This is a genomic window from Synechococcus sp. MIT S9504 (genome assembly GCF_047497135.1).
In the GTDB taxonomy this organism is placed as follows: Bacteria; Cyanobacteriota; Cyanobacteriia; order PCC-6307; family Cyanobiaceae; genus Synechococcus_C.
On sequence record NZ_CP138942.1, the window covers coordinates 500,421 to 525,274 of the forward strand.

29 protein-coding genes are annotated in these 24,854 nt (G+C 58.9%); 17 read left to right on the plus strand and 12 right to left on the minus strand.

What is annotated here, in order from left to right; translation table 11 throughout:
- Window positions 1-23 precede the first annotated feature (23 nt).
- The 3 genes from SIB58_RS02825 to SIB58_RS02835 all read left to right on the plus strand — a co-directional run bounded on the left by SIB58_RS02825 (window position 24) and on the right by SIB58_RS02835 (window position 2,309).
- Window positions 24-344 carry a nuclease gene (locus tag SIB58_RS02825; protein ID WP_067325892.1) on the plus strand — a complete coding sequence of 107 codons (321 nt, stop codon included), beginning with the start codon at window positions 24-26 and terminating at the stop codon, window positions 342-344.
- A gap of 1 nt (window position 345) precedes the next feature.
- On the plus strand, window positions 346-570 hold the full coding sequence (locus SIB58_RS02830; protein ID WP_066905794.1) for a GIVxVP protein: 225 nt from the start codon (window positions 346-348) through the stop codon (window positions 568-570).
- Window positions 571-641: 71 nt separating this feature from the next.
- Window positions 642-2,309 (plus strand): NAD(P)/FAD-dependent oxidoreductase, encoded by a 1,668-nt coding sequence (locus tag SIB58_RS02835; RefSeq protein ID WP_067325889.1) that lies wholly within the window; start codon window positions 642-644, stop codon window positions 2,307-2,309.
- 12 nt (window positions 2,310-2,321) lie between these two features.
- Here the strand turns inward: SIB58_RS02835 and pgeF are convergent, their stop codons facing one another.
- From pgeF to SIB58_RS02850, 3 genes are read right to left on the minus strand one after another with little or no spacing between them, the layout of a single operon-like run.
- Window positions 2,322-3,161: a peptidoglycan editing factor PgeF gene (gene pgeF / locus SIB58_RS02840; protein WP_067325811.1), complete on the minus strand. Its 840-nt coding sequence runs from the start codon at window positions 3,159-3,161 to the stop codon at window positions 2,322-2,324.
- Window positions 3,158-4,057, minus strand: coding sequence for a Tab2/Atab2 family RNA-binding protein (locus tag SIB58_RS02845; RefSeq protein ID WP_067325886.1), 900 nt, complete (start codon window positions 4,055-4,057; stop codon window positions 3,158-3,160). Before SIB58_RS02845 ends, pgeF begins: the two co-directional genes overlap by 4 nt.
- Window positions 4,058-4,068: 11 nt before the next feature.
- The gene (locus SIB58_RS02850) at window positions 4,069-5,364 is read right to left on the minus strand and encodes a S1 RNA-binding domain-containing protein (protein ID WP_066906111.1); all 1,296 of its coding nucleotides are present in this window, start codon (window positions 5,362-5,364) and stop codon (window positions 4,069-4,071) included.
- Window positions 5,365-5,457: 93 nt separating this feature from the next.
- On the opposite strand from SIB58_RS02850, the gene SIB58_RS02855 reads away from it, so the two are divergent.
- The 6 genes from SIB58_RS02855 (at window position 5,458) to folE (ending at window position 10,801) form a co-directional block, all read left to right on the plus strand.
- Window positions 5,458-6,249 carry a creatininase family protein gene (locus SIB58_RS02855; protein ID WP_231857000.1) on the plus strand — a complete coding sequence of 264 codons (792 nt, stop codon included), beginning with the start codon at window positions 5,458-5,460 and terminating at the stop codon, window positions 6,247-6,249.
- A gap of 73 nt (window positions 6,250-6,322) precedes the next feature.
- Window positions 6,323-7,048, plus strand: coding sequence for an aldehyde oxygenase (deformylating) (locus SIB58_RS02860; protein ID WP_066905788.1), 726 nt, complete (start codon window positions 6,323-6,325; stop codon window positions 7,046-7,048).
- Window positions 7,049-7,211: 163 nt separating this feature from the next.
- Window positions 7,212-8,252: a long-chain acyl-[acyl-carrier-protein] reductase gene (locus SIB58_RS02865; protein ID WP_066905786.1), complete on the plus strand. Its 1,041-nt coding sequence runs from the start codon at window positions 7,212-7,214 to the stop codon at window positions 8,250-8,252.
- A gap of 20 nt (window positions 8,253-8,272) precedes the next feature.
- Window positions 8,273-9,262, plus strand: coding sequence for an acetyl-CoA carboxylase carboxyltransferase subunit alpha (locus SIB58_RS02870; RefSeq protein ID WP_066905784.1), 990 nt, complete (start codon window positions 8,273-8,275; stop codon window positions 9,260-9,262).
- Window positions 9,263-9,286: 24 nt separating this feature from the next.
- Entirely contained in the window at window positions 9,287-9,994 is a 708-nt protein-coding gene (locus SIB58_RS02875) for an SDR family oxidoreductase (RefSeq protein ID WP_066905782.1), read from the plus strand.
- Window positions 9,995-10,006: 12 nt separating this feature from the next.
- Entirely contained in the window at window positions 10,007-10,801 is a 795-nt protein-coding gene (folE, locus tag SIB58_RS02880) for a GTP cyclohydrolase I (protein WP_066905780.1), read from the plus strand.
- Between the two features lie 58 nt (window positions 10,802-10,859).
- Here folE and SIB58_RS02885 read toward each other — a convergent pair whose 3' ends face one another.
- Window positions 10,860-11,318 (minus strand): hypothetical protein, encoded by a 459-nt coding sequence (locus SIB58_RS02885; protein WP_231856999.1) that lies wholly within the window; start codon window positions 11,316-11,318, stop codon window positions 10,860-10,862.
- Between the two features lie 58 nt (window positions 11,319-11,376).
- Window positions 11,377-12,060 (minus strand): phosphoribosylanthranilate isomerase, encoded by a 684-nt coding sequence (locus SIB58_RS02890; RefSeq protein ID WP_066905776.1) that lies wholly within the window; start codon window positions 12,058-12,060, stop codon window positions 11,377-11,379.
- A 69-nt stretch (window positions 12,061-12,129) separates the two neighbouring features.
- On the opposite strand from SIB58_RS02890, the gene SIB58_RS02895 reads away from it, so the two are divergent.
- The gene (locus SIB58_RS02895) at window positions 12,130-13,398 is read left to right on the plus strand and encodes a site-2 protease family protein (protein WP_067325809.1); all 1,269 of its coding nucleotides are present in this window, start codon (window positions 12,130-12,132) and stop codon (window positions 13,396-13,398) included.
- Here the strand turns inward: SIB58_RS02895 and SIB58_RS02900 are convergent.
- Window positions 13,371-14,159 carry a lipoate--protein ligase family protein gene (locus tag SIB58_RS02900; protein ID WP_231884133.1) on the minus strand — a complete coding sequence of 263 codons (789 nt, stop codon included), beginning with the start codon at window positions 14,157-14,159 and terminating at the stop codon, window positions 13,371-13,373. The genes SIB58_RS02895 and SIB58_RS02900 overlap by 28 nt on opposite strands.
- A gap of 236 nt (window positions 14,160-14,395) precedes the next feature.
- Here SIB58_RS02900 and SIB58_RS02905 point away from each other — a divergent pair, with 236 nt between their 5' ends.
- Together SIB58_RS02905 and SIB58_RS02910 are read left to right on the plus strand one after the other, a co-directional pair.
- Window positions 14,396-14,917 (plus strand): hypothetical protein, encoded by a 522-nt coding sequence (locus SIB58_RS02905; protein WP_066905772.1) that lies wholly within the window; start codon window positions 14,396-14,398, stop codon window positions 14,915-14,917.
- A 566-nt stretch (window positions 14,918-15,483) separates the two neighbouring features.
- The gene (locus SIB58_RS02910; protein ID WP_066905768.1) at window positions 15,484-16,254 is read left to right on the plus strand and encodes a sulfite exporter TauE/SafE family protein; all 771 of its coding nucleotides are present in this window, start codon (window positions 15,484-15,486) and stop codon (window positions 16,252-16,254) included.
- A 10-nt stretch (window positions 16,255-16,264) separates the two neighbouring features.
- Here SIB58_RS02910 and SIB58_RS02915 read toward each other — a convergent pair whose 3' ends face one another.
- Entirely contained in the window at window positions 16,265-16,852 is a 588-nt protein-coding gene (locus SIB58_RS02915) for a hypothetical protein (protein ID WP_066905766.1), read from the minus strand.
- Complete coding sequence (locus tag SIB58_RS02920) at window positions 16,849-17,349, minus strand: CRR6 family NdhI maturation factor (protein WP_066905764.1); 501 nt, start codon at window positions 17,347-17,349, stop codon at window positions 16,849-16,851. The genes SIB58_RS02915 and SIB58_RS02920 overlap by 4 nt, the downstream gene beginning before the upstream one ends.
- A gap of 78 nt (window positions 17,350-17,427) precedes the next feature.
- Between SIB58_RS02920 and psaM the strand changes: the two genes are divergently transcribed.
- The 3 genes from psaM to SIB58_RS02935 all read left to right on the plus strand — a co-directional run bounded on the left by psaM (window position 17,428) and on the right by SIB58_RS02935 (window position 18,982).
- Entirely contained in the window at window positions 17,428-17,532 is a 105-nt protein-coding gene (psaM, locus tag SIB58_RS02925) for a photosystem I reaction center subunit XII (RefSeq protein ID WP_067092922.1), read from the plus strand.
- A 49-nt stretch (window positions 17,533-17,581) separates the two neighbouring features.
- Complete coding sequence (locus tag SIB58_RS02930; protein WP_067325804.1) at window positions 17,582-17,923, plus strand: hypothetical protein; 342 nt, start codon at window positions 17,582-17,584, stop codon at window positions 17,921-17,923.
- Between the two features lie 96 nt (window positions 17,924-18,019).
- Complete coding sequence (locus tag SIB58_RS02935) at window positions 18,020-18,982, plus strand: protochlorophyllide reductase (RefSeq protein WP_066905760.1); 963 nt, start codon at window positions 18,020-18,022, stop codon at window positions 18,980-18,982.
- 3 nt (window positions 18,983-18,985) lie between these two features.
- Here the strand turns inward: SIB58_RS02935 and bchL are convergent, their stop codons facing one another.
- The 3 genes from bchL to SIB58_RS02950 all read right to left on the minus strand — a co-directional run bounded on the left by bchL (window position 18,986) and on the right by SIB58_RS02950 (window position 22,886).
- The gene (gene bchL / locus SIB58_RS02940; RefSeq protein WP_066905758.1) at window positions 18,986-19,876 is read right to left on the minus strand and encodes a ferredoxin:protochlorophyllide reductase (ATP-dependent) iron-sulfur ATP-binding protein; all 891 of its coding nucleotides are present in this window, start codon (window positions 19,874-19,876) and stop codon (window positions 18,986-18,988) included.
- 149 nt (window positions 19,877-20,025) lie between these two features.
- The gene (locus SIB58_RS02945) at window positions 20,026-21,606 is read right to left on the minus strand and encodes a ferredoxin:protochlorophyllide reductase (ATP-dependent) subunit B (protein WP_066905756.1); all 1,581 of its coding nucleotides are present in this window, start codon (window positions 21,604-21,606) and stop codon (window positions 20,026-20,028) included.
- 5 nt (window positions 21,607-21,611) lie between these two features.
- Window positions 21,612-22,886, minus strand: coding sequence for a ferredoxin:protochlorophyllide reductase (ATP-dependent) subunit N (locus tag SIB58_RS02950; RefSeq protein WP_066905754.1), 1,275 nt, complete (start codon window positions 22,884-22,886; stop codon window positions 21,612-21,614).
- Window positions 22,887-23,023: 137 nt separating this feature from the next.
- Between SIB58_RS02950 and SIB58_RS02955 the strand changes: the two genes are divergently transcribed.
- A complete protein-coding gene (locus SIB58_RS02955; RefSeq protein ID WP_066906106.1) occupies window positions 23,024-23,527 on the plus strand; it encodes a hypothetical protein in 504 nt (167 codons plus the stop codon).
- 41 nt (window positions 23,528-23,568) lie between these two features.
- Here SIB58_RS02955 and SIB58_RS02960 read toward each other — a convergent pair whose 3' ends face one another.
- Window positions 23,569-23,973 (minus strand): hypothetical protein, encoded by a 405-nt coding sequence (locus SIB58_RS02960; protein WP_066905752.1) that lies wholly within the window; start codon window positions 23,971-23,973, stop codon window positions 23,569-23,571.
- 95 nt (window positions 23,974-24,068) lie between these two features.
- Between SIB58_RS02960 and SIB58_RS02965 the strand changes: the two genes are divergently transcribed.
- Window positions 24,069-24,854: a BMC domain-containing protein gene (locus tag SIB58_RS02965; protein ID WP_066906104.1), complete on the plus strand. Its 786-nt coding sequence runs from the start codon at window positions 24,069-24,071 to the stop codon at window positions 24,852-24,854.

Here is a 24,854-nt window from a genome sequence, read left to right on the forward strand (position 1 = left end):
TGATCGCAGCGGCTCTCAGTCTGATGCTGTTGTTTGTGCTGCCTCCTCAGGCGTTGGCCGCAGAGGTTCTGCAGGTGCGTTCGGCAACGCTGCTTCAGGTCGGTGACCATAATCGCAATTACAGTGTGCAGCTGGCCTGTGTTTTGGTGGAGCCTGAAAATGAGCAGCAAGCGCAGGATTGGATGCGTCGTGCGCTTCCTCGTCGGAGAAGGGTGAATCTGCGGCCAGAGGGCAGTGCAGATGGAGTTCTGCTGGCAAGGGTCACTCCGATCGGAGATGATCTCGATCTCGGCGCAGCGCTGGTGAGTGAAGGCCTGGCTCAGGTCACTTGCCCCGGAGCCTGAGATGGCACGCAACCGCATTGCCTCAGGAATTGTGATGGTGCCCTGTGTGCTTCTTGGCTCAGCTTTTCTGAGTACGGCCATCTGGGGTGACGTCGCGTCTGAAAACCGCTCTCTTGCCATCGGCATCGGCAGTCTGCTGCTGATCGCCGGACTGCTTTCACTGGCGATTCCCGGGGGGAGTCCCGAAGCTGAGTCCAGGGACGACACAACAGAGCAGTCCCCTTAGTAGGGGTGCGAGCAATCCTTCCGATCTCCGCTCGGTAGTGTTTGGACAGGGGTCAGGAAAGGAGACAGCTCGTGCTGCGCCTGAGCGAGCTTCGACTGGGGTTGGACCATTCCGAGGATGACCTTGAGCAGGCTGTTCTGCGTTGCCTGCGAGTCCCTCGAGAGCAACTGATCTCCTGCCAGCTGGTGAAGCAAAGCATCGATGCCCGTCGTCGGGATCGAATCCGGATCATCTACAGCGTGGATGTTCAGGTACGGGGGGAGAAAGCGTTGCTGCGTCGACGCTCGGCCGACCGGCGCATTCGTCGCAGTCCAGATGAGTCCTACCGATTCGTTGCGCGTGCTCCATCCGATCTGGTCGATGCGTCCTGGCAGCGCCCAGTGGTGATTGGGGCAGGACCCTGTGGTTACTTCGCAGCATTGCTGCTTGCACAGATGGGATTACGCCCACTGTTGCTTGAGCGCGGGCAGGCGGTGAAGCAACGAAGCCGGGACACGTTTGGATTCTGGCGTCGTCAATCGACGTTCAAGCCCGAATCCAACGTGCAGTTCGGCGAAGGGGGGGCCGGAACCTTTTCCGATGGCAAGCTTTACAGCCAGGTGAGTGATCCCGTTCATTACGGGCGCAAAGTGCTGGAAGAGCTGGTGAAATGCGGTGCCAACCGCGACATCCTCACTCGTCATCGTCCCCATATCGGCACGTTCAAGCTGGCGACAGTGGTCAGGGGGTTGCGTGCTCAGATTGAGGCTCTTGGCGGTGAGGTGCGCTTTGGTTCCCGCGTGGAACAACTTCTGCTGGAGCCTGCCAGCTCCAAACAGGCCAAGCCGATGCGCATCATTGGTCTGCAACTGGCCGATGGCAGTCGTCTTGACTGCAGTCAGGTGGTTCTGGCGCCCGGACATTCGGCAAGGGACACCTTTGCGATGTTGGATCGGACAGGTGTTGCCTTGGAGCGGAAGCCCTTCGCGATTGGTCTTCGCATCGAGCATCCGCAGTCGCTGATCGACAACGCACGCTGGGGAGATGCCGCTGGCCATCCGTTGCTTGGTGCCGCTGAATACAAGCTGGTGCATCACGCTGCTAATGGTCGCTGCGTTTACAGCTTCTGTATGTGCCCGGGTGGGTTTGTGGTGGGTGCGACCTCAGAACCAGGCCGTGTTGTGACCAATGGCATGAGCCAGCACTCACGCAACGAACGCAACGCCAACAGCGGGTTGGTGATCCCTGTGTCGGATGCAGACCTGGAGGCCCATCAGCGCTGGCCAGGGGATCCACTCGCGGGTCTGGTGTTCCAGCGTGAACTCGAATCCCTCGCGTTTCAGCTCGGCGGTCAGGACTACAGCGCTCCGGTGCAGCGACAGGAGGATTTCGTGGCAGGAAGGCCATCCACATGTCTCGGATCGGTCAGTCCCTCTTATCAACCAGGTGTCCAACCCTCTGACCTTGCAGAGCTTCTGCCGGAACCGATGGTGGAGGCTCTGAGGGAAGCTCTGACAGCATTCAGTCAGAAGATCTGCGGGTATGACCATCCCGATGCTGTGCTGACCGGGGTCGAGACCCGCACCTCTTCGCCGTTGCGCATCCCTCGGGATGATCGGCTGGAATCAATCAATGTGATCGGTCTGACGCCAGCTGGCGAGGGTGCCGGTTATGCGGGCGGAATTCTTTCGGCTGCGATCGACGGCATCCGTGCTGCTGAGGCGGTTGCCTTGCGTCTGCTTCCACAGACATCGAATTGAAAACTGTGATGTTCAAATCGCAGCCTGCCCCACGATTCCACTCCACTGAACCGCCTTCACCTGATCGCGTCGCCAGGAGTGAAACAGGCTGGGCTCAGCGACTGTGCAGAGCGGACATGTCCTGATCCTGGTGCTGTCAATCGCTTCCGCTTTCAGTTGCTGCACGGCCGCTTGTCGGATGTCGAGACGGCAGCGACCCTGCTCTGGATCGGGATCAAGCACGGCTTGCCTCTGCAGCTCCTCCAGTGATCTCGGTTCGGCTGCCAACGCCTCACCCACCTGAAGGGCCACTGATTGCTCCACTTGATAGCGCTCACCACTGACCGCTGGTCCAAGGGCGACGATCAGCCGTTCCCTTCGGGCACCTCGTTGTTCGAGCCTGGCGATGGCCGCGGGCAGGATGCGGCTGGCCACGCCACGCCAGCCGGCATGGCATGCGGCAACATGCCCACTGTCGGGATCCGCCATCAGAACAGGGGTGCAGTCGGCTCCACAGACCCAGAGGCTCTGCCCTCCGCGATCGCTCACCAGGCCGTCGGCATCGGGCCATGGTGCTGCCGCGGCAGCGGAGGCCTCAAGCACGACGTTCCCATGCACCTGTTGCGGGCGATGAACGGAGACACCGCATGAGAGATAGGCAGCTAGCTCGTCTGGCCCACGACCGTGCCAGCGACGGGTGAAGAATCCATGCTCAAAGCCCGCGTGAGTCAGGTGGTCCGCTGTGAGGTAATAACCGCCATAACATCCCACCCAGGTCCACCCCGGCAGGGTGTTGAAGCGGCTGTCGGGCTGAGAGAGAGGATCCTCACTCTCAGTGCCAGCGGCTGGGTCTGCTCCCTGAGTGGAGCTCATGGTTGCGGTTGATCCCTCAGCATCCAGAAGCCTTCGAAATGCTCACGATCCGGAGAGCTCTGCACAGAGATGAACTGAAGCCCATGCAGGTTCAGGCGCGAAGCGTCCAGAGCTGCTGAGATCTGTTCGGCTTCCTGTTGGCTCAGATCACTGACCAGCCAGGAGTCGTCCTGACCAGCATCAAGAATCAGCTGGAGGGAGCTCACTCGCAGCCGCACGGGTTCCAGCCCACCCAGCCAACCAGCGAGGGCCAGGGCTCTGGTGCGACTGAACAGACGCAGGCCAGGCACTTCAAGGTCCGTCTCGAGAGAGGGTGGAACCGGCAGCAGGCCGTTGAAGCCAAGAGGCCAATCACTTGCCTCCTTGAGGCTGCCGACCGGAAGACCTGCCCAGGTCCAGGCGTCGCCCCGGACGGCTTCAGGCAAGGGCAAAGGCGGGGTCTCGACTGGTGAAGGCGGCAGGGCCAGGGGGCCTGCCATGAAGCCCTCCTCCTGCGGGTACAGCGTCCGCTCGCGTTCATCAAGCCAGTCGAGCAGCGCATAGGTGCGTCTGCTAGACACCACTTCCAGAAGCAGCTCTGCGGCAGCACGCTGCACCATCGTTCTCATGGCACTTCGCCAGGCGCGCAGCCTCTGCGGTGGCTTCCAACCCTGATCTTCAGCCTCAGCCAATGCTTCTCGCAGGGCCGCGGCCAACCAAGTGGAATTCACCTCGCTAGCCGGACAGAGCTTTGCAAAACGGAAGCACTCGCTGCTGTTGATGTCCGGGGTGCTGATGATCAGCAGCTCCCAGCGCTTCTTTCCATCCTTCTCCAGGATGGGCCTTGAATAGAAATCCAGCTCCCAGTCGGCCTGACGATGGGTCCGGGACTGGGGGCCGGCGTCACCGGCAGACATGGAAGCTGTGATCATCCAGCTGACTGTTCCTGCTGCCTGAGGACGTTACGGGCTCTGTTGGCTCGATCGGCAGCCTCAGCCATGACGGTGTCCTTATCCACGAGAAGCTCTCCTGGCTGTCCTTCCAGCAGCGCAGTGTTGAGTCCGATCCGGCCTCGGCCGGGATCAAGTTCGGTGATCAGCGCCCGCACGGTGTCGCCCTGTCCGAAGACTTCGCGCAGCGATCGCAGACTGCCACCGGTGATCACTGACTGATGAAGAAGTCCACTGACGCCTCCCAGATCGATGAACAGTCCATAGGGCTTGATGGAGGCAACCTGGCCTTCCACCAATTGCCCGACTTCAAGCTCTGAGAAACGAGCGGCCGTTGCGGCGCGCTTCTCGGAAAGCACCAGTTTTCGGGTCTCGGAGTTGACTTCCAGGAAAGCGACGCCAAGTGTCTTGCCGACCAGTGCTTCGTGATTTTCGCCCTCCTGAAGCTGGGATCTGGGGATGAAACCCCTCAGCCCTTCGAGGTCGCAGGTGACACCACCACGATTGAAACCGGTGATCTTGACCTGAACCACCTTGCCGTCCTTGGCGAGCTGCTTGACCTTGTCCCAGCTCTTGCGAAGTGCCAGGGCACGACAGCTGATGGTGACCATCCCATCGGCATTTTGTTCACGGGTGACCAGCACCTCAACCTCGAGTCCCTTGGGGAAACGTTCCTTCAGGTTGGTGATCACCCCCAGCCCGCATTCGCTTTTGGGCATGAAGCCTGGAGCCTTGCCGCCGATGTCGACATAGACACCATCGCTTTCCATACCGATCACGGTGCCGGTGACCACCTCACCGGTTGTGCCTACAGGCTCATTGGCATCAAGCGCTGCGAGGAAGGCATCCTCATCGAAATCAAAATCATCAACGCTGCGGCTCGCTGCAGTTGCCGCTTCGGCGGGTGCCTTGTTCAGCCGGCGTCCTGTATCTGAGGCGCCGAGCAGGTCGGCCATGGTCATTCCGGCCAGATCGTCATCGTCGGGATCCCGCGATGGAGTGGAAGACACCTGTGGCCCTCTTGGAGGTGCCGGAGGGCTGGGCGCAACGGATTGACCACCTTCTGCAGCGAGTGCGGCCTGCTCGAGCTGTGCGGCACGCTCTGCCGCTGCATCTGCAGCTGCGCGGGCTTGTTCCGCTTCCTTGCGCAGACGGTCCTGCTCTTCCCGCTTGCTGATGTGCATCACCTGAAGCGGTTTTCGTGGTGGCTGCGCCGAAGCTGCAGCTCCTCTGCCACCATCCAGTCGTGAATTCTGACGTTCTGTTCCGGCCATGGGACCCATCGTCCTTGGCAGGACAGTCTGACAGCAGGAGGTGGATTCAGGATGGGCGGCGATGGTGGACAAAAGTCCAGGCGGCTTGAGTGCATGCACTGGCCGGAGGCTGCGCTGGCGTTTGAACGCAGCGGTTCAACTCTGGTTTGGCCATTCGGCGCTTTCGAGCAGCACGGTCCGCAGCTTCCCCTGCTCACGGATGCGCTGTTCGCGGAACGCATCCTTGATCATGTGCTGGAAGGTCTTCCCGAGGAGCTGCCGATCTGGGCTCTGCCGACCCAGATAATCGGTCTTTCACCTGAACATCGCGGCTTTCCGGGAACACTCAGCCTCAGTGCCGAACTGCTGATTCGCCTTGTCAGGGAAGTTGGAAAGCAGCTTGCGGACCAGGGTGTGAAGCGCTTGGTGTTGTTCAACGCCCACGGTGGTCAGATTGGTCTTCTGCAAACAGCAGCCCGAGAACTGGCTGCGGAAACACCTTCCATGGCCGTTCTTCCCTGTTTCCTGTGGAGCGGAGTTACAGGACTCAAGTCCCTCGTGCCGGCTGCTGAGCTTGCAAATGGATTGCATGCGGGGCTGGCTGAGACGAGCCTGATGCTGGCGCTTGAGCCTTCTCTGGTCGGTGAACAGAGGCCTCTCGATGGTGACCACGTCAGTGAGAAGGCGGCAGCCACTCCTCCCGAAGGCTGGAGCCTTGAAGGTCCCGCCCCCCTCGCCTGGTTCACCGCTGACCTCAGTCGTTCCGGTGTTGTCGGGGACAGCCGAGGTGCGGATGCGAGGCTTGGAAGTCAGTTGGAGACTGCGCTTGTGGCCCATTGGCATCGACTCTTCACAAGCCTGATGTCATCCAGCTGGCCACCTCGTGGAGACCAGCGACGTATCTGAACACCATCAATCGAACATCCAATTTCGGCAACACTGGTTACAGTCATCTGCGTTGAACGTTACGGAAAGATTCATGCCGACCCCCGTCAGCCCCGAGGTCGCCGTCCTTGACGAGCGGGATGCATCGGCTCAACAACTACCTGACTTCTCCGCTGAGGCTTATAAGGATGCCTACAGCCGGATCAATGCCATCGTGATCGAGGGAGAGCAGGAGGCTTATGACAATTACATGGCCCTGGGAACCTTGATCCCGGAAAACAAAGACGAACTCGCCAAACTGGCGAAGATGGAGATGAAGCACATGAAGGGCTTCACTTCATGCGGTCGCAACTTGGGTGTGACTGCAGACATGCCTTTCGCCAAGGAGTTCTTTGGGCCTCTGCATCAGAATTTTCAGAAAGCGCTCAAGGAAGACAAAGTCGTTACCTGCCTGCTGATTCAGGCACTGCTGATTGAAGCTTTTGCTATTTCTGCATATCACATCTACATCCCTGTTGCTGACCCCTTTGCTCGCAAGATCACTGAGGGTGTCGTCAAGGATGAATATCTTCATCTCAACTATGGCGAACTGTGGTTGAAGAACAATTTTGAGGCCAGTAAGGAGGAGCTTTTTGCTGCCAACAAGGAGAATCTTCCGCTGATCCGATCCATGCTCGACCAGGTTGCTTCCGATGCCGCCACGCTGCATATGGAGAAGGAAGATCTGATCGAGGATTTTCTGATCGGTTATCAGGAAGCCCTCAGCGAGATCGGTTTCAATATGCGTGAAATTGCTCGAATGGCTGCAGCAGCTCTTTGAACCTTGGCTGGAATGCGCCTTCCATGCCCCAGTCGAAAAATTCAGGTCCGCTTCAAGTACAGGCACGTTTTCATTGAACGTGCCTTCGTGAGATCATGAGAGATAAGCTCCTCACCTGGTTGAGGTTTAGTTCAATGCGTACACGTACGACCGTCGGCAGTACATGTTTGGTCTGATCGGGCACTCCACCAGTTTTGAGGCGGCAAGGCGCAAGGCTTCAGATCTCGGGTTTGATCACATTGCCGGGGGTGATCTCGACGTTTGGTGCAGTGCTCCACCCCAGCTGGTGGAGCACGTTGAGGTCACCAGTACAACTGGCAAGACCATCACCGGTGCCTATATCGATTCCTGTTTTGTGCCCGAGATGCTGAGCCGCTTCAAGACGGCAAGGCGCAAGGTGCTCAACGCCATGGAGCTTGCTCAGAAAAAGGGCATCAACATCACAGCTCTCGGCGGATTCACGTCGATCATTTTTGAGAACTTCAACCTTCTGCAGCATCAGCATGTGCGCAGTACAACCTTGGAGTGGGAGCGATTCACGACGGGCAACACCCATACGGCCTGGGTGATCAGTCGCCAGGTAGAGAACAACGCTCCTCTTCTGGGCATCGAACTGGCCAAAGCCAAAGTTGCTGTGGTGGGTGCTACCGGAGACATCGGCAGTGCTGTCTGCCGGTGGCTTTCCAATCGGACGGGTGTCGCTGAGTTGCTGCTGGTCGCTCGTCAGCAGCAGCCCCTCAAGGATCTCCAGTCTGAACTTGGTGGAGGAAGGGTTCTAACCCTTGATGAGGCACTCCCCGAGGCTGATGTGGTGGTCTGGGTCGCGAGTATGCCGCGTACGCTTGAGATTGATTCGGCCTCGCTGCGGAAACCCTGTCTGATGATTGATGGGGGATACCCGAAGAATCTCGATGCCAAGGTCGCCTGTGAGGGCGTTCATGTTCTGAAGGGAGGCATCGTTGAATTCGGCAGTGACATCGGATGGACGATGATGGAAATCGCTGAGATGGACAAACCTCAGCGCCAGATGTTTGCCTGCTTCGCTGAAGCGATGCTGCTTGAATTCGAGGAGTGTCACACCAATTTCAGCTGGGGGCGTAACAACATCACGCTGGAGAAGATGGATTTCATCGGCGCCGCATCGGTCCGCCACGGTTTTTCCACTCTCAACCTTCAAGGACAGCCTCAGGCTGTCGTTGTCTGAAGTCGTTTCCACCTCCTTTCATGGCCCGCCGCCCGCTGCTTGATTTCGAGAAACCTCTGGTGGAGCTCGAACAGCAGATCGAGCAGATCCGTCAGCTGGCAAGAGATTCGGAAGTGGACGTCAGCCAGCAACTTCTGCAGTTGGAAACGCTCGCAGCCCGACGTCGCGATGAGATTTTTCGTTCCCTGAGCCCGGCTCAGAAAATTCAGGTGGCCCGGCATCCTCATCGGCCTAGCACCCTCGATTTCATCCAGATGTTCTGTGATGACTGGGTTGAACTGCATGGTGATCGACGTGGCAGTGATGACCAGGCACTGATTGGTGGGATCGGACGGCTGGGGGAACGATCGGTTCTGCTGATCGGGCATCAGAAGGGACGCGACACCAAGGAGAACGTTGCAAGGAATTTCGGTATGGCCACCCCAGGTGGCTACCGCAAGGCTCTGCGCCTGATGGAGCATGCCGACCGCTTCGGTCTGCCGATCCTGGCCTTCATCGACACGCCTGGGGCTTATGCCGGTCTGCTGGCGGAGGAGCAGGGGCAGGGTGAGGCCATTGCCGTGAACCTGCGCGAGATGTTCAGCTTGCGGGTTCCCATCATCGCCACGGTGATTGGTGAGGGTGGCTCCGGCGGTGCTCTCGGTATCGGAGTCGCCGACAGGTTGATCATGTTTGAGCACAGCGTCTACACCGTCGCCAGCCCTGAAGCCTGCGCCTCCATTCTTTGGCGTGATGCGGCGAAGGCTTCCGAGGCTGCAGCTGCGCTGCGGATCACCGGTAAGGATCTGCTCAGTCTTGGTGTGGTGGACGAAGTTTTGCCTGAACCGGCTGGTGGTAACAATTGGGCCCCCCTCGAAGCCGGTGAAACGCTGAGGGCAGCACTGAATCGCCATCTCGACGATCTGCTGGCTTTGTCCGTCGCCGATCTGAGAGATCAGCGCTACATGAAATTCAGGGCCATGGGGCGTTTCCTGGATGCCACCTCGCCGGAAGGCGGTTTTGCTGCCTAGGGTGCTCCGGATTGCACGGATTTCTTGCCTTCCGTTCTGATCACCGGCGCATCACGTGGAATCGGTCATGCTGCTGCCAAGGCATTTGCTGAGGCGGGGTGGGATTTGCTCCTCGTTTCCCGCAGTGGGGCTGCTTTGCAGTCTCTTGAGTCGGAACTGAGTGCAGGTGGTGTTCGTGTCGCTTATCAGGCGATCGATCTCACCGACTCATCCGCCATCGCTCCTGGCATTGATGCATTGCTGAATCAGGGGCTTCGCCCCTCAGTTCTCATCAATAACGCTGGAGCTGCCTGGACAGGGGAATTGCTGGAGATGCCTCTGGATCGCTGGAACTGGTTGATTCAACTCAATCTCACCAGCGTTTTTCAGGTGTGTTCCGCAGTTGTCCCTGCCATGAGGCCAGCGGGTGGATTGGTGATCAACGTGAGTAGCCATGCGGCCAGAAACGCTTTCCCCGGTTGGGGGGCGTACTGCACCGTCAAAGCTGCTCTGGCGAGTTTCACTCGCTGCCTGGGTGAGGAAGAACGTGCTCATGGCATCCGTGCCTGCACTCTCACACTTGGTGCGGTCGATACCTCCCTCTGGGACTCTCCGACCGTCGACAGTGACTTTGACCGACGTGCCATGCTGCCCGTCAATCAGGCCGCTGCCGCTCTTCTGCACTTGGCCCAGCAACCTGCCACTCAGGTTGTTGAGGATTTAACCCTCATGCCAGCTACAGGCGCTTTCTGACTTCTGAAAGAGATGACTTCTACACTCCCTACTTCCACTAACGAAACCAGTGCCGCAGCACTCAGTAAACTGAGTTCGCATGCGTCACTCAGTCATGGCCGTGGTCAGTTCGCCATCACTGACGCCAAGATCTCCGACGTGATTCGTGAGCGTCTGCGCGAGCGTGGTGCTTCATTCCTCGCCAATGACAACATTGCCGATCACATTCTGCCGGGAGAGCTAGAAGAACTTCAGATGGAAGTCGCTGATCGTTTTCGCGATCTTCTGCACAGTTTGGTGATTGATATCGAGAACGACCACAACACCGAAGAGACAGCGGAACGGGTCGCCAAGATGTACTTACAGGAGGTGTTCAAAGGGCGTTACCACCAACAACCCAAGGTGGCGAGTTTCCCGAACGTGAAGCAGCTCGACGAGATTTATACAGTTGGCCCACTCACTGTTCGCTCGGCCTGCTCTCACCACTTTGTGCCGATCATGGGCAACTGCTGGGTCGGCATTAAGCCAGGTGCGCGAGTTATCGGTCTCTCCAAATTCACTCGCGTCGCGGACTGGGTGTTCTCACGGCCTCATATCCAGGAGGAGGCCGTGATGATCCTTGCCGACGAAATCGAGAAACTCTGCGAGCCCAAGGGCCTCGGAATTATCATCAAGGCTCAGCATTACTGCATGAAATGGCGTGGTGTGAAAGAGCCTCAAACCAGCATGGTTAACTCCGTTGTCCGGGGTGATTTCCGTCATGACCCCAGCCTCAAGCAGGAGTTCTTTGAGCTGGTGCGTCAGCAGGAAGCTCTGCTGAGTAACTGATCGGATCCGTTCGCTCGCCGCGCTGGATGTGGGGTGCATCAAGCAGCACCCCACATGTTCAATTGCTGATCGGACCGATCACATTGCTGCTGATGCGTTGAATTTTGCCGTCACGGCTGCGCACCACCAGAACTGCCATGAGCCTGTCCTGTTGATCTTCGGGGCCTACCCGGTAGCTGTGCCCCGAGCCGGATTCCACCAGCTTCCAGTTCCCCTGGGCACTTCGGCGGTACCAGTGGACATCGAGTTCATCCACGTCAGCTCCCTGCAGTGTCAGCTCCGCCTTCAGTAACGCACCTTCCCTGGCTTCTCCGACCAGGACGAACCGTTGCAGTCCTTGGATGGCCTGCTGGAGATGTCCTTCCTGCTGAAGTCCCTGATCGATTTGTCCGTCAAGCACCTGAATCTGCTTCTCAGGGCTGGCTGTCAGACCTGGCACACATTGAAGACTGCCGTTCTCCAGCCGGCATCCCGGCAACATTCCCTGAGCTGAGACCCCGAGAGGGACTGCCGCCATCAAGGTGAGGCAAATTGACGTAGCCCGGCGCATGGAAGCTGTTGAGGGGAGATTCAACCTATCCCTGCTTGCCCGATTTGACCCTGACCGCCTTGACCAGCGCTTCGACACGACGGAGATCCTTCACCCCAGGACTGTGCTCCAGGCGGCTGGAAGCATCCAGACCAAAGGGGGTGACCTGATCCAACAGTGTTGGGATCCACTCAGCGCTGATCCCTCCAGCGAGCCACCAGGGCAGATCGCTGCAGAGCCTTGTCTGCAGTCGCTCAAGCCAGGCAGGATCGAGACGATGACCAGTCCCTCCCAGCTGGTTCGGGCTCCAGGCATCCAGAAGCAGGGCATCCACGCTGGCGAAATAGGCGTCGATGCCGTTGAGATCCGCTTCTCCACGCAGGCGTAGCGCTTTCCACCAGTCGACCCCGGGGTGAAGCCGACGAAGATCAGCGCATCGCTGCGGTGACTCTTCCCCGTGCAACTGCACCACGGTGGGCTTTCCCTCGCCCGACAGTGCCGATGCAAGCTGTGCATCGCTGGGGTCTGCCACGACCCAGACCCGCTTCAGCACAGGATGCTCCTGGGTCAGGCTCTGGAAGATTGCCCTGCGCTGATTCGGCTCCACGAAACGAGGAGTGTCCGGCACTCCGATCACGCCGATCGCATCCACCCCCATTGCAGCGACCTCACAGGCCTGGTCGCAGTCGGTCAGGCCGCAGATCTTGAGAGACAGGCCCTGATCGACCATCGGGGAGCAGCATTGGACGTCCTTTCTAGGATTGAGCCAACACTGCCGGCCAGCCCGCCGGAAAAGCTTTTGGGTGATGGCTGGCAACTGATGCGAATCGGCGGGATCCCTCTGAAGGTCCATCCCAGTTGGTTCATTGTTCTGGTGTTGTTCACCATGGCCTTTCAGCAGCAGGTCTCCAAACTCCCAGCCGCGGCGGGTGCCGACTGGATCAGCTGGTCGATGGGGCTGCTCACTGCGCTGCTGCTGTTCGTGTCTGTGCTGCTGCATGAGCTTGGCCATTCCCTTGTAGCCCTGCGCGAGGGTGTGAAGGTGAGCAGCATCACGTTGTTTCTGATGGGCGGAGTCGCCCGGGTGGAACGGGAATGCTCCACGGCGATGGGCTCGCTGAGGGTGGCTGCCGCAGGCCCGGCGGTGAGTCTGATTCTTGGAGCTCTGTTGCTCTTCAGTGTTCACGCCGCTGAACACGTCAGCCCACTGCTGGGAAACCTTGTGGCTCAGCTGGGAGCTCTCAATCTGGTGCTGGCGCTGTTCAATCTGCTGCCTGGATTGCCTCTGGATGGCGGCTTGATTCTTAAATCCATCGTCTGGCAATGGACGGGCAGTCAACGTCGGGGAATTCAGGTGGCGACCGCCAGTGGTCGGTTCTTGTCACTCCTCGCCGTGATGATCGGGTTCTGGATTGTGCTCAGGGGCGGCGGATTTGCCGGTCTCTGGCTGGTGCTTCTCGGCTGGTTCGGAATGAGCGCTTCACGCAGTCAGACCCAGACCTTGGCGCTGCAGCAGGTGCTCAAAAGGGAAACCGTTGGACCGGCGACGTCCCGTCGATTCCGCGTGGTGGAGGCCGATCAGAGCCTGCGCACGCTTAGCAAGCTGCGTCTGGGAGCCGTGGACAGCGGCGATCCTTGCCTTCAGGACTGGGTGCTCGTCTGTCGAGGTGGTCGATGGATTGGCTTCATCACTGATCAACCACTCAAGGACCTCCCTGTTCAGCAATGGGATCGCCAGACCATTGCCGATCATCTTCAGCCGCTCGAGCTCCTGCCATCGATCAAGCAGACCGCACCGCTCTGGGAGGCGGTCCTTGCCCTGGAGGACACTGAGCAGGGGCGCCTGCTGGTTCTAGGCCCTGCCGGTCTACCCGACGGAACCCTTGATCGCTGTGACCTGGGTGAAGCCGTTCTGAAGGGTTTATCTGTGAAACTGCCCGAGGCCATGCTCACGGCCGCCCGTCGTTCCAACACCTATCCGTTCGGGATGCCTTTGGCGCAGGTGGTGCAAAGCATGCAGGCCTCAGGTCTTCTGGATGATCAAAGCGCTGAAACGCCTAGCCGATAACGCTCGCCCCCTTGCTGCATGAGGCTTCGTTCCTCAGGGCTGAGTGGTTGATCAGTCCAGTCGTGAGTCGACAGCCCTTTGCTGAAGCTGGAGATCAGCGCGCTTTGCACCGCTGAGGCATCAGGTGACGCGGGCGTCCACCGCGGTGGATCGTTCCCGAACACGACTTGCCAGAGATCAGCAGGAGGGGTCAGTGGAATTTCGCCATGCTGTAGAAGATGACCGTGCTGCCAGTACTGAGCACTGCCAATGCGTTTGGTCCCATGTCCATCCACAAGGTCGGCTGTTGTTGAACGGGCAAAGCAATTGATGGCGCCGGCCTCTGCAGGGGAGTCGCCTGGATGGAGGCTCACGCCCAGCTGTGCGAAACCTGCAGTGATCCATCGGTTCACCTGCAGGTAAGCCTCACGCTTCTGTCGAGGCGCTTCGGGCCACACCAGTGCGTAGGTCAGCCCACCGGCGTGGAGCACGGCGCCGCCGCCACTGGGGCGTCGCAGGAGATCCAGCTGCCCTGTTCTTGCAAGGTTGAGCCATGGATCTGGAATGTCCCGTTGATGTCTGCCCAGGGAGAGTGATGGCCTCTTCCAGTTGTAGAAGCGCAAGATCGGTTGGTTCTGCCCCTTGGTCCAACACTGCTCAAGCAGGAGGGCATCCAAGGCCATCTGCTCGGCACCGTTGAGCGTGAGGTTGGGCACTAGGCGACCGTGGCGTGAAGGCTCGGAGCTGCAGGATGCTGGCAGCATCATGGCGGCGATGACCATGTTTCCTTTTTAGAACTGATCACCACAGGTTTTTTACCTTGTCATCGTTGTAAAACTCGTGAAACGGCAGTCATGGGAAGGCCACGAAAACCAATTCAGCAACGTTTCAACGGTATCTGCGTTGTGCAGCTTTTGTTCGATGGCTAGCACCTTTAAGACCAGTGATCCGGTCAAAACAGCCGCAAGGGCACGCCAGGCCATCCTGAAAGTCAAAGTGGAGGCGACTGCCAAGTTCTTTGACTAAGCAAACTCTCAGCGAATATCACCCAAAAGCGGGAGGCATTGAGAAACAGAAGCAAGCCAATCTAAAAGTGAGCATGACAGCCAAAAGAATGAAAACTGTTTTACTACTGCTTGTTTCGGGATTGCTTGCTGTCAACGAGGTGGCTCATGCCCAGACTGGTGCTCTGAAATATGGAAATATTGCTGCAGGTAAGTACTGCGAGGCAAGAAAGCAGGGAAGATCACACACCAATGCTCTGCAGCTAGCAATGATGGATGGAACTGCTAGCTCGAGAAAATACTCAGCACAACAAGGCTCAGTCGAGAACCAAAATGCTCGAGTTGATTTTAACAGTTATATCGACACAATGTGCCCTCAGTACCTGAAAGACTTCGGTGAGGGCGGAATCCAAAACACTGTTATGCATACAGGTTTAAGCTGCCTTTCAAGCGTGGATATATACAATGGAGTGAAGACAGGCGTCGTCTCCAAAAGCTGCACAGATGGGTCGATTTACATCAAAGTGCATAACTGACTAGCACTTTTTGATTGGCAGCAGTTGCTGCAGGGCGACGAAGCCAAACTTCCTAGGCCTTTAGCCAAATCCTCTTTTGGAGTCAGGGTTGAGGACTGGCCAGCTGTGCTGCAACAGCAGGCTGGTGAGTTGGGAGGTGGTCGACATCGGGTTGGTCAGAGGGCAGCCGAGGGGGTCAGTGAGCAAGTCGATCCGCGCCTAGAGACAATGAACCTGCTTCTCTCTCAGCAGCTCACAAACGAGCAGAACCATCACATCTCAAATAAGTCACTCCTGCATGGCTTGGGTGGTGACCATGAGGTACCCAGCGAAAAGATTGGACGCCCTTAGGCAACCGTGCTCAAGATTGCTAGGTATCAGTTCCGTGAAATGGAAGCTGTTGAGGAGGCGTGAAAAGAGCAAGCAGAGTTCTGCAAAGAGGTCAAAGCCTTCATGGACGGGTTCCGATGACGCTTACCGGAAAGACGGATTATTGGACGTCAGAAGCTCTCGCAGAAACCGTGGTAAAACCCGTCTTATGAATTACGAGAGTCATTGATACCACTCAGTTACCTGACAAGGCGGCGATGACATTGGCTGATGTGCTTCTTGCCGTGCCATTAGGGCTCCTGGCAGGAGCTCTGGCCGGTCTGCTGGGAATCGGTGGTGGTCTGATTTTCGCGCCTCTTCTGCTGTGGATGGGCCTCAGTCCCCACCAAGCTCTGGCAACAAGCACCTTTGCGATTGTGCCTACGGCGATCGGCGGCAGTTACACCCATTGGCGCGCGCGCACGCTTCAGCTCAGGCCAGGCCTGGCCATTGGTCTTTCAGCCTTTGCCACCGCGCTGGTGTTCAGCCGTCTTGGTCGACTCGCCGCAGGCTGGCAGTTGCTGACACTTCAGGCATTGCTTTATCTGCTGCTGGCGCTCACGATTCGCGGTGATCGTCGTGATCTGGGTCCTGAATCTGATCAGCCTCTGCCCTTGAAAGGTCTCACGGGCGTTGGCTCTGTTGCTGGGCTGGCGGGCGGGATGCTCGGGCTCGGCGGCGGGCTTCTGATGGTTCCATTGATGGTGAACGGCCTGTCGGTGCCGATTCGGCAGGCGATTCGTCTCAGTACGCTGGCCGTGGCCTGCTCGGCCAGTGCCGCTTCATTGCAATTTCTCCACGAAGGACGTGGTCAGTGGATGCTGGGTCTTGTGCTCGGAGCCGTTGCTGCCTTCGCCGCCCAGTGGACGGCCGCCCGGTTGGATCGGGTGAAGACCGGAACACTTGCTTGGCTGCTCAAGCTGCTGTCGCTGTTGCTGGCGGTCGACAGCGGTAGAAGGGCTGTTCAGCTGGCGTTACAGGGGGCGTGACTGTGTGGGATCAGTTCAACACCCTGAGCTGTTTGAGCTCGACCTCCTGCATCCAGGCTGTCAGAGCCAGCAGCGAAGAACGATCCGGCAGGCAGAGACAGCCGCTGCCTGGATTGCAGTGGTGAATCCCCAGTCCGCTGCGGTTGGTGTCAAAACGGGGGGCGAGCGTGATCCAGATGTCCTCGCCCCAGGGTTCCGCGGGACCCAGGCTGTAGTCACCCTGCGGCAAGGGAGCTCCGTTGCCAGGAGACCAGCGCCGATCAAGGCCCTGGCTGCTTGGGGTACCGCTCACAGCAGGCCAGCTGGCCAGCACGGTTTGGTCATGGTGCAGTTCCAGCAGCCACTGGCGTTGTCCGTCCGTACGTCGAATGTCAGTGCGTTGAGCTTTGAGTTCAAGTTCCTGTCCTTGCAGGCGGGCCAGCAACGCATGGTTTGGCCCAGCCTGGCCAGGTGGTGTTGGCTTTGGAGCGGCTTGTTGGGGTGCTGTCTCGGAGCGCTGAACAGGTAAAACGAGTTCCGCTTCGGATCCGCAGCTCCCCGAGCAGAGGGTCAACAGCAGCAGGGGCAATCCGGCCCAGTTCCGTATGGGTTGATTCATGGTGACTGATCGAGCAGCTCCCAGAAACCACCATCCAGCTCGAAGCCAAGGCTGGCGGCCATCAGGCTGAGGTTGCCGCGCTGACCTCCTGACACCTCCGAGGAGCTGCCCAGCTGGTTCAGCAGCATCAGGCGATGGGTGATCCACAGCTCAAGAGCCTGAGGATCGAAGCGGATGCCTTCACTGGAGCTGAAATCGTGGGGAACCAGCATCGCCACATGCTGCGCCAGGCTTCCGCCGCTGCGATCCAGCAACAACGGGAGCCAGGGGTAGCGAGCGTCTGCACGCAGGGCCCAAAGCCGAGGCTCCGGACATTCGCTAAGTTCTCTGGGGTCATCGACTTCGCGCGGCCATTCGTAGCGCAGTTCCAGAACAGCACCGCCATCGAGCAGGACCTGAAGAGGGCGTTCCATCCAGACTGAAAGAGCCTGCAGGTTCAGTGTCCTGATCGCTTTTGCGTCGATGGTCACCAGGGAATCAGGACTCAAGGCTTCCATGCGGGTGTGACAGGCCTTTGCGAATGATGGCGCCCTGAGGCCTGCACAGGAAAGAATGCAAAGGTTTCAAGCTCCGTCATGGTCAGCACCCTTACCCAAGCCGAAATCTTCATCGCTCTCGTGGTGGCTGCACACGCCGGTATCCTCGCGATACGTCTCTGCGTGAGCCTCTATCGCGCCTGAGCTGCCCTGGGCCTCTTGGCACGAACGGTGCGCCGCGTTACAAGCGGGCATGCAGAAAGCCGTTTCTTCAGCACCTGATGCCGCCTCTTTGGCGGCCTTGCTTCAGCAGCAGAATGATCGGAGAGAACTGTTGTGCAGTTCCCTGGCGCTTGCAGTGAAGGGTGGCCTGATTTTTCTGGGCGTGGTCAGTGTCGTGCGGTTGTCGATGGCATATCAGGAGCGGCTCGACCGACATGGAGAGCTGGCGGCAGTGGTGGATGTGGAAGCCACCAAGTTGCAGGGACTGCAACATCGCTTTGACACCCTGTTCACCCTTGGGGGTGACGAGCGCCTGATGGATGAGCAGGAGCAATGGATTGCTCCGAACCGTTTACGGGTGATCTGGCGCTGACGGTCTGTGCTGCCAACTGCCCGCTGAGATTCGTGACCGGAGGTCGGTGCGGGCATGGTCTGAGCGGCAGACTGAGCGATCTTCACAGCCCTCCCGATGCCCGTTCCAGGCACTGTTCTGATCACCGGAACCACATCCGGGGTCGGCCTGAATGCCACACGTTCTCTGGTGCAACAGGGCTGGACTGTGGTTACCGCCAATCGTTCCCCCCAGCGTGCCGCTGCCGCTGCCGATGAGCTGGGCCTGCCCGCACAGCGGTTGAAGCACGTGCTGATGGATCTCGGTGATCTGGACAGTGTCCGCCAGGCGGTGGAGGGACTGCCTGACCAGATCGATGCGCTGGTCTGTAACGCCGCCGTCTACAAACCCAAGCTGAAACAACCAGAGCGTTCCCCTCAGGGTTACGAGATCTCGATGGCAACGAATCACTTCGGCCATTTTCTTTTGGTCCAGTTGCTGATGGAGCGTCTTAGGGCCTCCACGCACCCCTCTCGCCGCGTGGTGATACTGGGCACCGTCACTGCGAATTCCAAGGAGCTGGGAGGCAAGATTCCCATACCTGCCCCTGCCGATCTCGGTGATCTCTCCGGATTCGAGGCAGGTTTCAAGGCGCCTGTTTCGATGGCCAGCGGCAAGCGTTTCAAGCCAGGGAAGGCCTACAAGGACAGCAAGCTCTGCAACATGATCACCACGCAGGAATTGCACCGTCGCTTCAACGGAGAAACCGGCATCAGCTTCACGTCGCTCTATCCAGGGTGCGTGGCTGATACACCGCTTTTCCGCAATACCCCAAGGGCTTTCAGAAAAATCTTCCCTTGGTTTCAGAAGAACATCACCGGAGGCTATGTCTCCCAGCCGCTGGCGGGTGCGCGTGTTGCCCAGGTGGTCGCTGATCCGGATTTCTCAGAATCAGGGGTTCACTGGAGCTGGGGCAATCGTCAGAAGAAAAATGGTCAGCAGTTCAGTCAGGAACTGTCCGACAAGGTGACCGATTCCCAGACCGCTGCCAGGGTCTGGGAGCTGACGATGGGGTTGGTTGGGCTGAATGCCAGAACCTAGATCTCAGTCAAATCCAAGCAGGTCGAAGATCTCTCGATCTTTCAAGGAGACGGCCTCGAGGGGTTCAACCTTGTCAAGCATGTTCTGCGCGAGGTTCAGATACTCGTTGCGGACAGCCTGAACCGCCTCGTCGTCGTCGTCCATCTCAAAGATGGTGCACTTCTTCAGGCGGGAGCGGCGAATGGCATCCACATCCCTGAAGTGGGCCATGGTGCGCAGACCGGTGCGCTCATTGAACTTGTCGATCTGATCGGTGTCCGCTGATCGGTTGGCGACAACACCTCCGAGCCGCACTTTGTAGTTCTTGGCCTTGGCCTGGATCGCCTGGACGATCCGGTTCATCGCAAAGATCGAATCGAAATCATTGGCGGTCACAATCAGGCAGTAGTTCGCATGCTGCAGCGGCGCAGCAAATCCTCCGCAAACCACATCCCCGAGCACATCGAAAATCACCACATCGGTGTCTTCCAGCAGATGGTGCTCCTTTAGGAGCTTCACGGTTTGCCCTGTGACATAGCCCCCGCAGCCAGTGCCTGCGGGGGGACCGCCGCTCTCAACGCATTGCACGCCGTTGAAGCCGGTGAACACGAAATCCTCGGGTCGGAGCTCTTCACTGTGGAAGTCCACTTCCTCAAGGATGTCAATCACCGTCGGCACCATCTTGTGCGTGAGCGTGAAGGTGCTGTCGTGTTTCGGGTCGCAGCCGATCTGCAGCACCCGTTTGCCCAGCTTTGAGAAGGCGGCTGAAAGATTCGAGGAGGTGGTGGATTTGCCGATTCCGCCCTTGCCGTAGACGGCAATCACCAGGGTCTCCTCCTGGATGTTCAGCGACGGGTCCTGAAGGACCTGCACACTGCCTTCTCCGTCAGCTGGTCGCGTCAGGGTCGTGGTCATGCAGGACCTTTGCAAAAGGGATCAATCTCATTCAACAGCAACACATGCGCCCCAGCTGATATTCACCAACAAATAAAAGATCCTTCGTTTCAGAAATGCTTGCACCTCGTATTTTCTTTGGATTGATTAAAAGAAATGAGTGAATTTGCTCATGCCTTGTAGTGGGCTTTTGCGTCATAGAGCGTTTCGCTGCTGATCTCCATACGCCCCTCCTGGCGTGCATAGGTTTCGGTGTTTCGGCGCACCTTGCCACGCACAAAGAAGGGGATTTTTTTCAGTTCCGCCTCGCCATCGGCAGTCCACACCGGTCCCTGCTCTTCAGGGTTCATGACCACGGTGGATGGGCTGAGGTCTTCGGCGGATTGATCTGCCCCGCCGCGATGACCCAGGTGGCTCTGATGGCCGTCCACAAACTCAAAGTCGTGGCGGAACATGCCGATCAGATGTTCCTCAAGTCCCATCATCAGCGGATGCACCCAGGCGTCGAAAATCACATTGGCGCCTTCCCATCCCATCTGAGGGCTGTTGCGAGCCGGAACGTCCTGCACATGCATCGGTGTGCTGATCACGGCGCACGGGATCCCCAGGCGCTTGGCGCTGTGTCGTTCCATCTGCGTTCCAAGCACCAGCTCGGGAGCGGCGTCGGCCATGGCCGCCTCGACCTCCAGATAGTCATCGCTGATCAGTGCTTCAAGGCCGAGCTCCTTGGCGGCCGTTCGGACCGATCGCGCCATCTCGCGGCTGTAGGTGCCAAGGCCAACCACTTTGAATCCGAGCTCCTCACTGCAGATGCGAGCTGCCGCCAGGGCGTGACTGCCGTCGCCAAAAATGAACACCCGCTTACCTGTGAGATAGGTGGAATCCACGGATTCCGAATACCAGGGCAGCCTTGAACTGCGATAGCCCTCCTCCGCCGTGGGCGGATCCATGCTCAGCAGCGTGTGCAACTCCACCAGGAAGTCGTGGGTGGCGCTGACGCCGATCGGAACCGTGCGTGTGAATGGCATTCCGAAGTTCCGCTGAAGCCAGCTGCAGCTCGATTCTGCGATCTCCGGATAGAGGCAAACATTCAGATCCGCCTGCGGGATTCGCTCGATATCACTGACCTGCGCTCCCAGCGGAGCGACCACCCCTACATCGATGCCGTGCACGGTCAGCAGTCTCTGGATTTCGAGTACGTCATCACGGCATCGAAATCCCAGCAGGGACGGACCGATCAGATTGACCCGAGGTCGACGGCCGACGGCCATCCAGGCCTTGGGATCATGCTGCGGCTGCTCAGGCACCTGGGGCTTCAGCAGATTGCGCACAAGCTGGTAAAGCGTTTCCGCTGCTCCCCAGTTCTCCTTCTTGCTGTATGCGGGCAGTTCCAGGGTCACAACGGGCATGCTCAGTCCCATGCCCTGGGCCAGGGCTCCCGGTTGATCCTGAATCAGTTCAGCGGTGCAGCTTTCACCCACCAGCAGTGCATCCGGACGGAAACGTTCCGCCGCTTCACGCACAGTCCGCTTCACCAGTTCGGCGGTGTCGCCTCCCAGGTCGCGTGCCTGAAAGGTGGTGTAAGTCACCGGTGGGCGCTGCCCGCGCCGTTCGATCATGGTGAACAGAAGGTCGGCATAGGTGTCACCCTGAGGCGCATGCAGCACGTAGTGCACGCCACGCATCGAGGCGGCGATGCGCATCGCCCCAACATGCGGCGGTCCTTCGTATGTCCAGAGCGTCAGTTGCATGGGAATCAGGCGTGGATGGAAGGTGTCGATGTCTGCGGATGCAGTGCTGGATGAATGAGCTGCCTCCTGCGCAGTGGGCGTGAGAACAATTCGGCCAGATCTCCGGCCTGGTCGATGCCGTGGATGGGGCTAAACACGAGTTCGATCGACCATTTGGTGGTGATGCCTTCCGCTTCCAGGGGGTTGGCCAGTCCCATCCCGCACACCACAAGATCCGGATGCTGGTCGCGAACACGGTCCAGCTGCTGCTCCACGTGCTGACCCTCCGTCACGTCGGTGCCCTCAGGCAGCAGTTCCAGTTCCGGCGCCATCTGTTCGCGGTTCAGATAAGGGGTGCCAACTTCCACCAGTTCCATGCCGCACTCGCGCTGCAGAAAGCGTGCAAGCGGAATTTCCAGCTGCGATTCCGGCAGCAGCACAATGCGTTTTCCAGACAGTTCCGCCCTGTGGGGCTCAAGCGCCATGCGCGCTCTCTCTTCCAGAGGGTCCAGCACTGCAGCAACCCTATCTCCTGGCAGGTTGAAATCTCTGCAGGCTGTCTCCATCCATCGGCGGCTGCCCTCCGCCCCAAGCGGAAACGGTGAACTCAGCACCTTGGCGCCCCGTTCCTTGAGCAAGCGTGCGGTGTTGCTCAGAAAGGGCTGGGTGAGCAGCACGGTGGTGCCCGGCCCAACACCCGGCAATTCCGTGGACTGCCTGGGCGGAAGGCTGCATACAGTCTCGATTCCGAGACGGGCGAACAGGTGAACCAGGCGGTCTTCAACCGCATCAGCCAGGGTTCCGGCAAGCAGAAGCTGTCGCTTTTCGGTGCTCGGTAAGAAGGGCAACAGAGCAGACAGAGCTCCGTCCTCCCCCTCTGTGAACGTGGTTTCGATTCCGCTTCCGGAATAGTTCAACACACGAACCCTGCCCTGCAATTCCTCGTTGAGACGTTCAGCGGCGCGGGCAAGATCGAGCTTGATCACTTCGCTCGGGCATGAACCCACCAGGAACAGCGTGCGGATCTCGGGACGTCGCGCCAGTAACTCACGGGCCACACGGTCCAGCTCATCATGGGCATCGGCCAGGCCTGCCAGGTCTCGTTCGTTGAGAATCGCCGTGCCGAATCTGGGCTCAGCAAAGATCATCACGCCCGCTGCGCTCTGGATGAGATGGGCGCAGGTGCGCGACCCCACAACCAGAAAAAAGGCATCGGGCATGCGTCGATGCAGCCAGACGATCGATGTCAGGCCACAGAACACCTCTCGGGGTCCAGATTCCTTACGCAGATTGGCGCCCATCGGGATTCCTGAGCTGTCCTTCCCTTCACCATGACTCCGGATTGGCTCAACGGGGCAAGTGTCTGAAACTCTTCGGGATCATTGCGGTCGAAAATGGTGAATCTGGGTACATTTCGGCGACCGACTCAGATCCATTCATGCCCTCCCTGCGTGTTTTCCCTGCCGCTCTCGCGTTGAGCCTGGCACTCGTGGCCTGCCAGTCGGCTGACAAGAAGGCTGACAAGGATGAGGTGAAGGTTGTCAAAGGCGTTGAAGCCGTCTGCGCCGCCCAGGCTGACGTTGACGCAGCCGTGGGCCAGGTCAATGGACTCACTCCGGACTCCACCGTGGCGGACGCTCAAAAGGCAGGCGACAAGCTCAAGGATGCGCTCTCGGCTCTCAACAAAGCTGAAGGGCAGCTTGAAAAGGCTGAAGTGAAGGAGTACCGCGATCAGGTGGAAATCTTCCGCAAGGCGGTTGATGAAGTCAGCAAGAAGAAGGACCTGACCTTGGCAGCCGCCGCCGAGCAACTGAAGGGCAAGGCTGCTCCACTGATCGCGGCACGTGAACAACTGGCTTCAACAACGGTGTGCATCGATGTTGTTGATGACAGCTCAGATGACAAGTCGGACGCCAAGTCTGATGACAAGTCGGGGTCCTGATCAGGACTCTGACGATCAGGTCAGTGTTTGAACAAGCTTCTTCAGAGGCGGCGGCGGAAGCGATCATCCGCGAAGCTGCTGCCTCGCCCTGATGAGTCGTCCATGCGGCTCAGTCGCCAGACATTGCGGCTGACACGACGGGCTGTAAGGCCCCCCCTCTCAACGGATTCAGTTCCGGGTCGAGCTCCGAGCAGATAGGTCACTTCCGCTGTCGTCAGTGGGGCGCCGCTGTCAACGGCTAGGGAGGTGAGTTCAAGTCTCTGGCGAAGCTGCCGCACCATGCCGGCATGGCTGCTGTCATCGGTTTCGAGCCAAGGCATCTCGGTCTGGCCTTCACGGGCAAGGCGCTGCATCAGGCTGTAGCTGACCAGTCCCAGGGCCTGTTCGGCATTGAGTTCGGTGGAGAGCTGGCCAGGTTCCTCTGATTTTCTAGGGGCGGAAGCCATGGCTCACGGGCGATTGGGCTGAAGTTATCGGCTGTTTCGGGCAGTGCAAGCGCTTGCGCACTGTTTCCCGATCGGCTTCCGGTAAGATCCGCGCCATGAATCGTTTCGCCGGCTTCGACGCCAGGGAGCGGCGGGTTGGCGGAAGCGCTCTCGTCACCGGTACGGAGGTGAATTCCTCCGCGAGTGGTGCAAGCTGCGTGGTCACCACCGATTCGGAATCGATTCGGCTGAAGCGGCGCAACAGCCATGTGCAGTCGATCGAGCTGCGCACCCATGTTTTCATCGATTCCCTGCAGCCACAGCTCGCCGCATACATGGGATCGGTGAGTCAGGGATTTCTGCCGATCCCCGGCGATGCCTGCCTCTGGATGGAGGTTTCACCAGGTATGGCCGTGCACCGTGTCACCGACATTGCCCTGAAAGCCAGCAATGTCCGTCTCGGTCAGATGGTGGTGGAGCGGGCCTTTGGTTCCATGGCTCTTTACCACAGAGATCAGAGCACGGTGCTTCACTCCGGCGATGTGGTTCTGGAGGCCATCGGCAGTTCCATCGAGCAGCGGAATCCCGCCGAAGTGAGCTGGACGGAAGTGATCAGGGCCATCACCCCTGACCATGCCGTGCTGATCAATCGCCAGAACCGCCGTGGCTCGATGATCGAGGCGGGCATGAGCATGTTCATCCTGGAGACCGAACCCGCCGGCTATGTGCTGATTGCCGCGAATGAAGCGGAAAAGGCCTCCAACATCACGCTTGTCGATGTGAAGGCGGTCGGAGCCTTTGGACGTCTCACCCTGGCGGGACGTGAAGGTGATGTGGAGGAGGCTGCGGCCGCGGCCATGCGTGCAATTGAAATCGTGAACCGCAGCACTGCACTGCGCTGA

What these genes read in the sequence shown, in the direction of transcription:
- SIB58_RS02825 (WP_067325892.1), top strand. Translation starts at nt 24, where the DNA reads ATGCTGTTGTTTGTGCTGCCTCCTCAGGCGTTGGCCGCAGAGGTTCTG.
- SIB58_RS02830 (WP_066905794.1), top strand. Translation starts at nt 346, where the DNA reads ATGGCACGCAACCGCATTGCCTCAGGAATTGTGATGGTGCCCTGTGTG.
- pgeF (WP_067325811.1), bottom strand. Translation starts at nt 3,161, where the DNA reads ATGAGCTCCACTCAGGGAGCAGACCCAGCCGCTGGCACTGAGAGTGAG.
- SIB58_RS02845 (WP_067325886.1), bottom strand. Translation starts at nt 4,057, where the DNA reads ATGTCTGCCGGTGACGCCGGCCCCCAGTCCCGGACCCATCGTCAGGCC.
- SIB58_RS02850 (WP_066906111.1), bottom strand. Translation starts at nt 5,364, where the DNA reads ATGGCCGGAACAGAACGTCAGAATTCACGACTGGATGGTGGCAGAGGA.
- SIB58_RS02855 (WP_231857000.1), top strand. Translation starts at nt 5,458, where the DNA reads ATGCACTGGCCGGAGGCTGCGCTGGCGTTTGAACGCAGCGGTTCAACT.
- SIB58_RS02860 (WP_066905788.1), top strand. Translation starts at nt 6,323, where the DNA reads ATGCCGACCCCCGTCAGCCCCGAGGTCGCCGTCCTTGACGAGCGGGAT.
- SIB58_RS02865 (WP_066905786.1), top strand. Translation starts at nt 7,212, where the DNA reads ATGTTTGGTCTGATCGGGCACTCCACCAGTTTTGAGGCGGCAAGGCGC.
- SIB58_RS02870 (WP_066905784.1), top strand. Translation starts at nt 8,273, where the DNA reads ATGGCCCGCCGCCCGCTGCTTGATTTCGAGAAACCTCTGGTGGAGCTC.
- folE (WP_066905780.1), top strand. Translation starts at nt 10,007, where the DNA reads ATGACTTCTACACTCCCTACTTCCACTAACGAAACCAGTGCCGCAGCA.
- SIB58_RS02885 (WP_231856999.1), bottom strand. Translation starts at nt 11,318, where the DNA reads ATGGCGGCAGTCCCTCTCGGGGTCTCAGCTCAGGGAATGTTGCCGGGA.
- SIB58_RS02890 (WP_066905776.1), bottom strand. Translation starts at nt 12,060, where the DNA reads ATGGTCGATCAGGGCCTGTCTCTCAAGATCTGCGGCCTGACCGACTGC.
- SIB58_RS02900 (WP_231884133.1), bottom strand. Translation starts at nt 14,159, where the DNA reads ATGGTCATCGCCGCCATGATGCTGCCAGCATCCTGCAGCTCCGAGCCT.
- SIB58_RS02910 (WP_066905768.1), top strand. Translation starts at nt 15,484, where the DNA reads ATGACATTGGCTGATGTGCTTCTTGCCGTGCCATTAGGGCTCCTGGCA.
- SIB58_RS02915 (WP_066905766.1), bottom strand. Translation starts at nt 16,852, where the DNA reads ATGAATCAACCCATACGGAACTGGGCCGGATTGCCCCTGCTGCTGTTG.
- SIB58_RS02920 (WP_066905764.1), bottom strand. Translation starts at nt 17,349, where the DNA reads ATGGAAGCCTTGAGTCCTGATTCCCTGGTGACCATCGACGCAAAAGCG.
- psaM (WP_067092922.1), top strand. Translation starts at nt 17,428, where the DNA reads ATGGTCAGCACCCTTACCCAAGCCGAAATCTTCATCGCTCTCGTGGTG.
- SIB58_RS02930 (WP_067325804.1), top strand. Translation starts at nt 17,582, where the DNA reads ATGCAGAAAGCCGTTTCTTCAGCACCTGATGCCGCCTCTTTGGCGGCC.
- SIB58_RS02935 (WP_066905760.1), top strand. Translation starts at nt 18,020, where the DNA reads ATGCCCGTTCCAGGCACTGTTCTGATCACCGGAACCACATCCGGGGTC.
- bchL (WP_066905758.1), bottom strand. Translation starts at nt 19,876, where the DNA reads ATGACCACGACCCTGACGCGACCAGCTGACGGAGAAGGCAGTGTGCAG.
- SIB58_RS02945 (WP_066905756.1), bottom strand. Translation starts at nt 21,606, where the DNA reads ATGCAACTGACGCTCTGGACATACGAAGGACCGCCGCATGTTGGGGCG.
- SIB58_RS02950 (WP_066905754.1), bottom strand. Translation starts at nt 22,886, where the DNA reads ATGGGCGCCAATCTGCGTAAGGAATCTGGACCCCGAGAGGTGTTCTGT.
- SIB58_RS02955 (WP_066906106.1), top strand. Translation starts at nt 23,024, where the DNA reads ATGCCCTCCCTGCGTGTTTTCCCTGCCGCTCTCGCGTTGAGCCTGGCA.
- SIB58_RS02960 (WP_066905752.1), bottom strand. Translation starts at nt 23,973, where the DNA reads ATGGCTTCCGCCCCTAGAAAATCAGAGGAACCTGGCCAGCTCTCCACC.
- SIB58_RS02965 (WP_066906104.1), top strand. Translation starts at nt 24,069, where the DNA reads ATGAATCGTTTCGCCGGCTTCGACGCCAGGGAGCGGCGGGTTGGCGGA.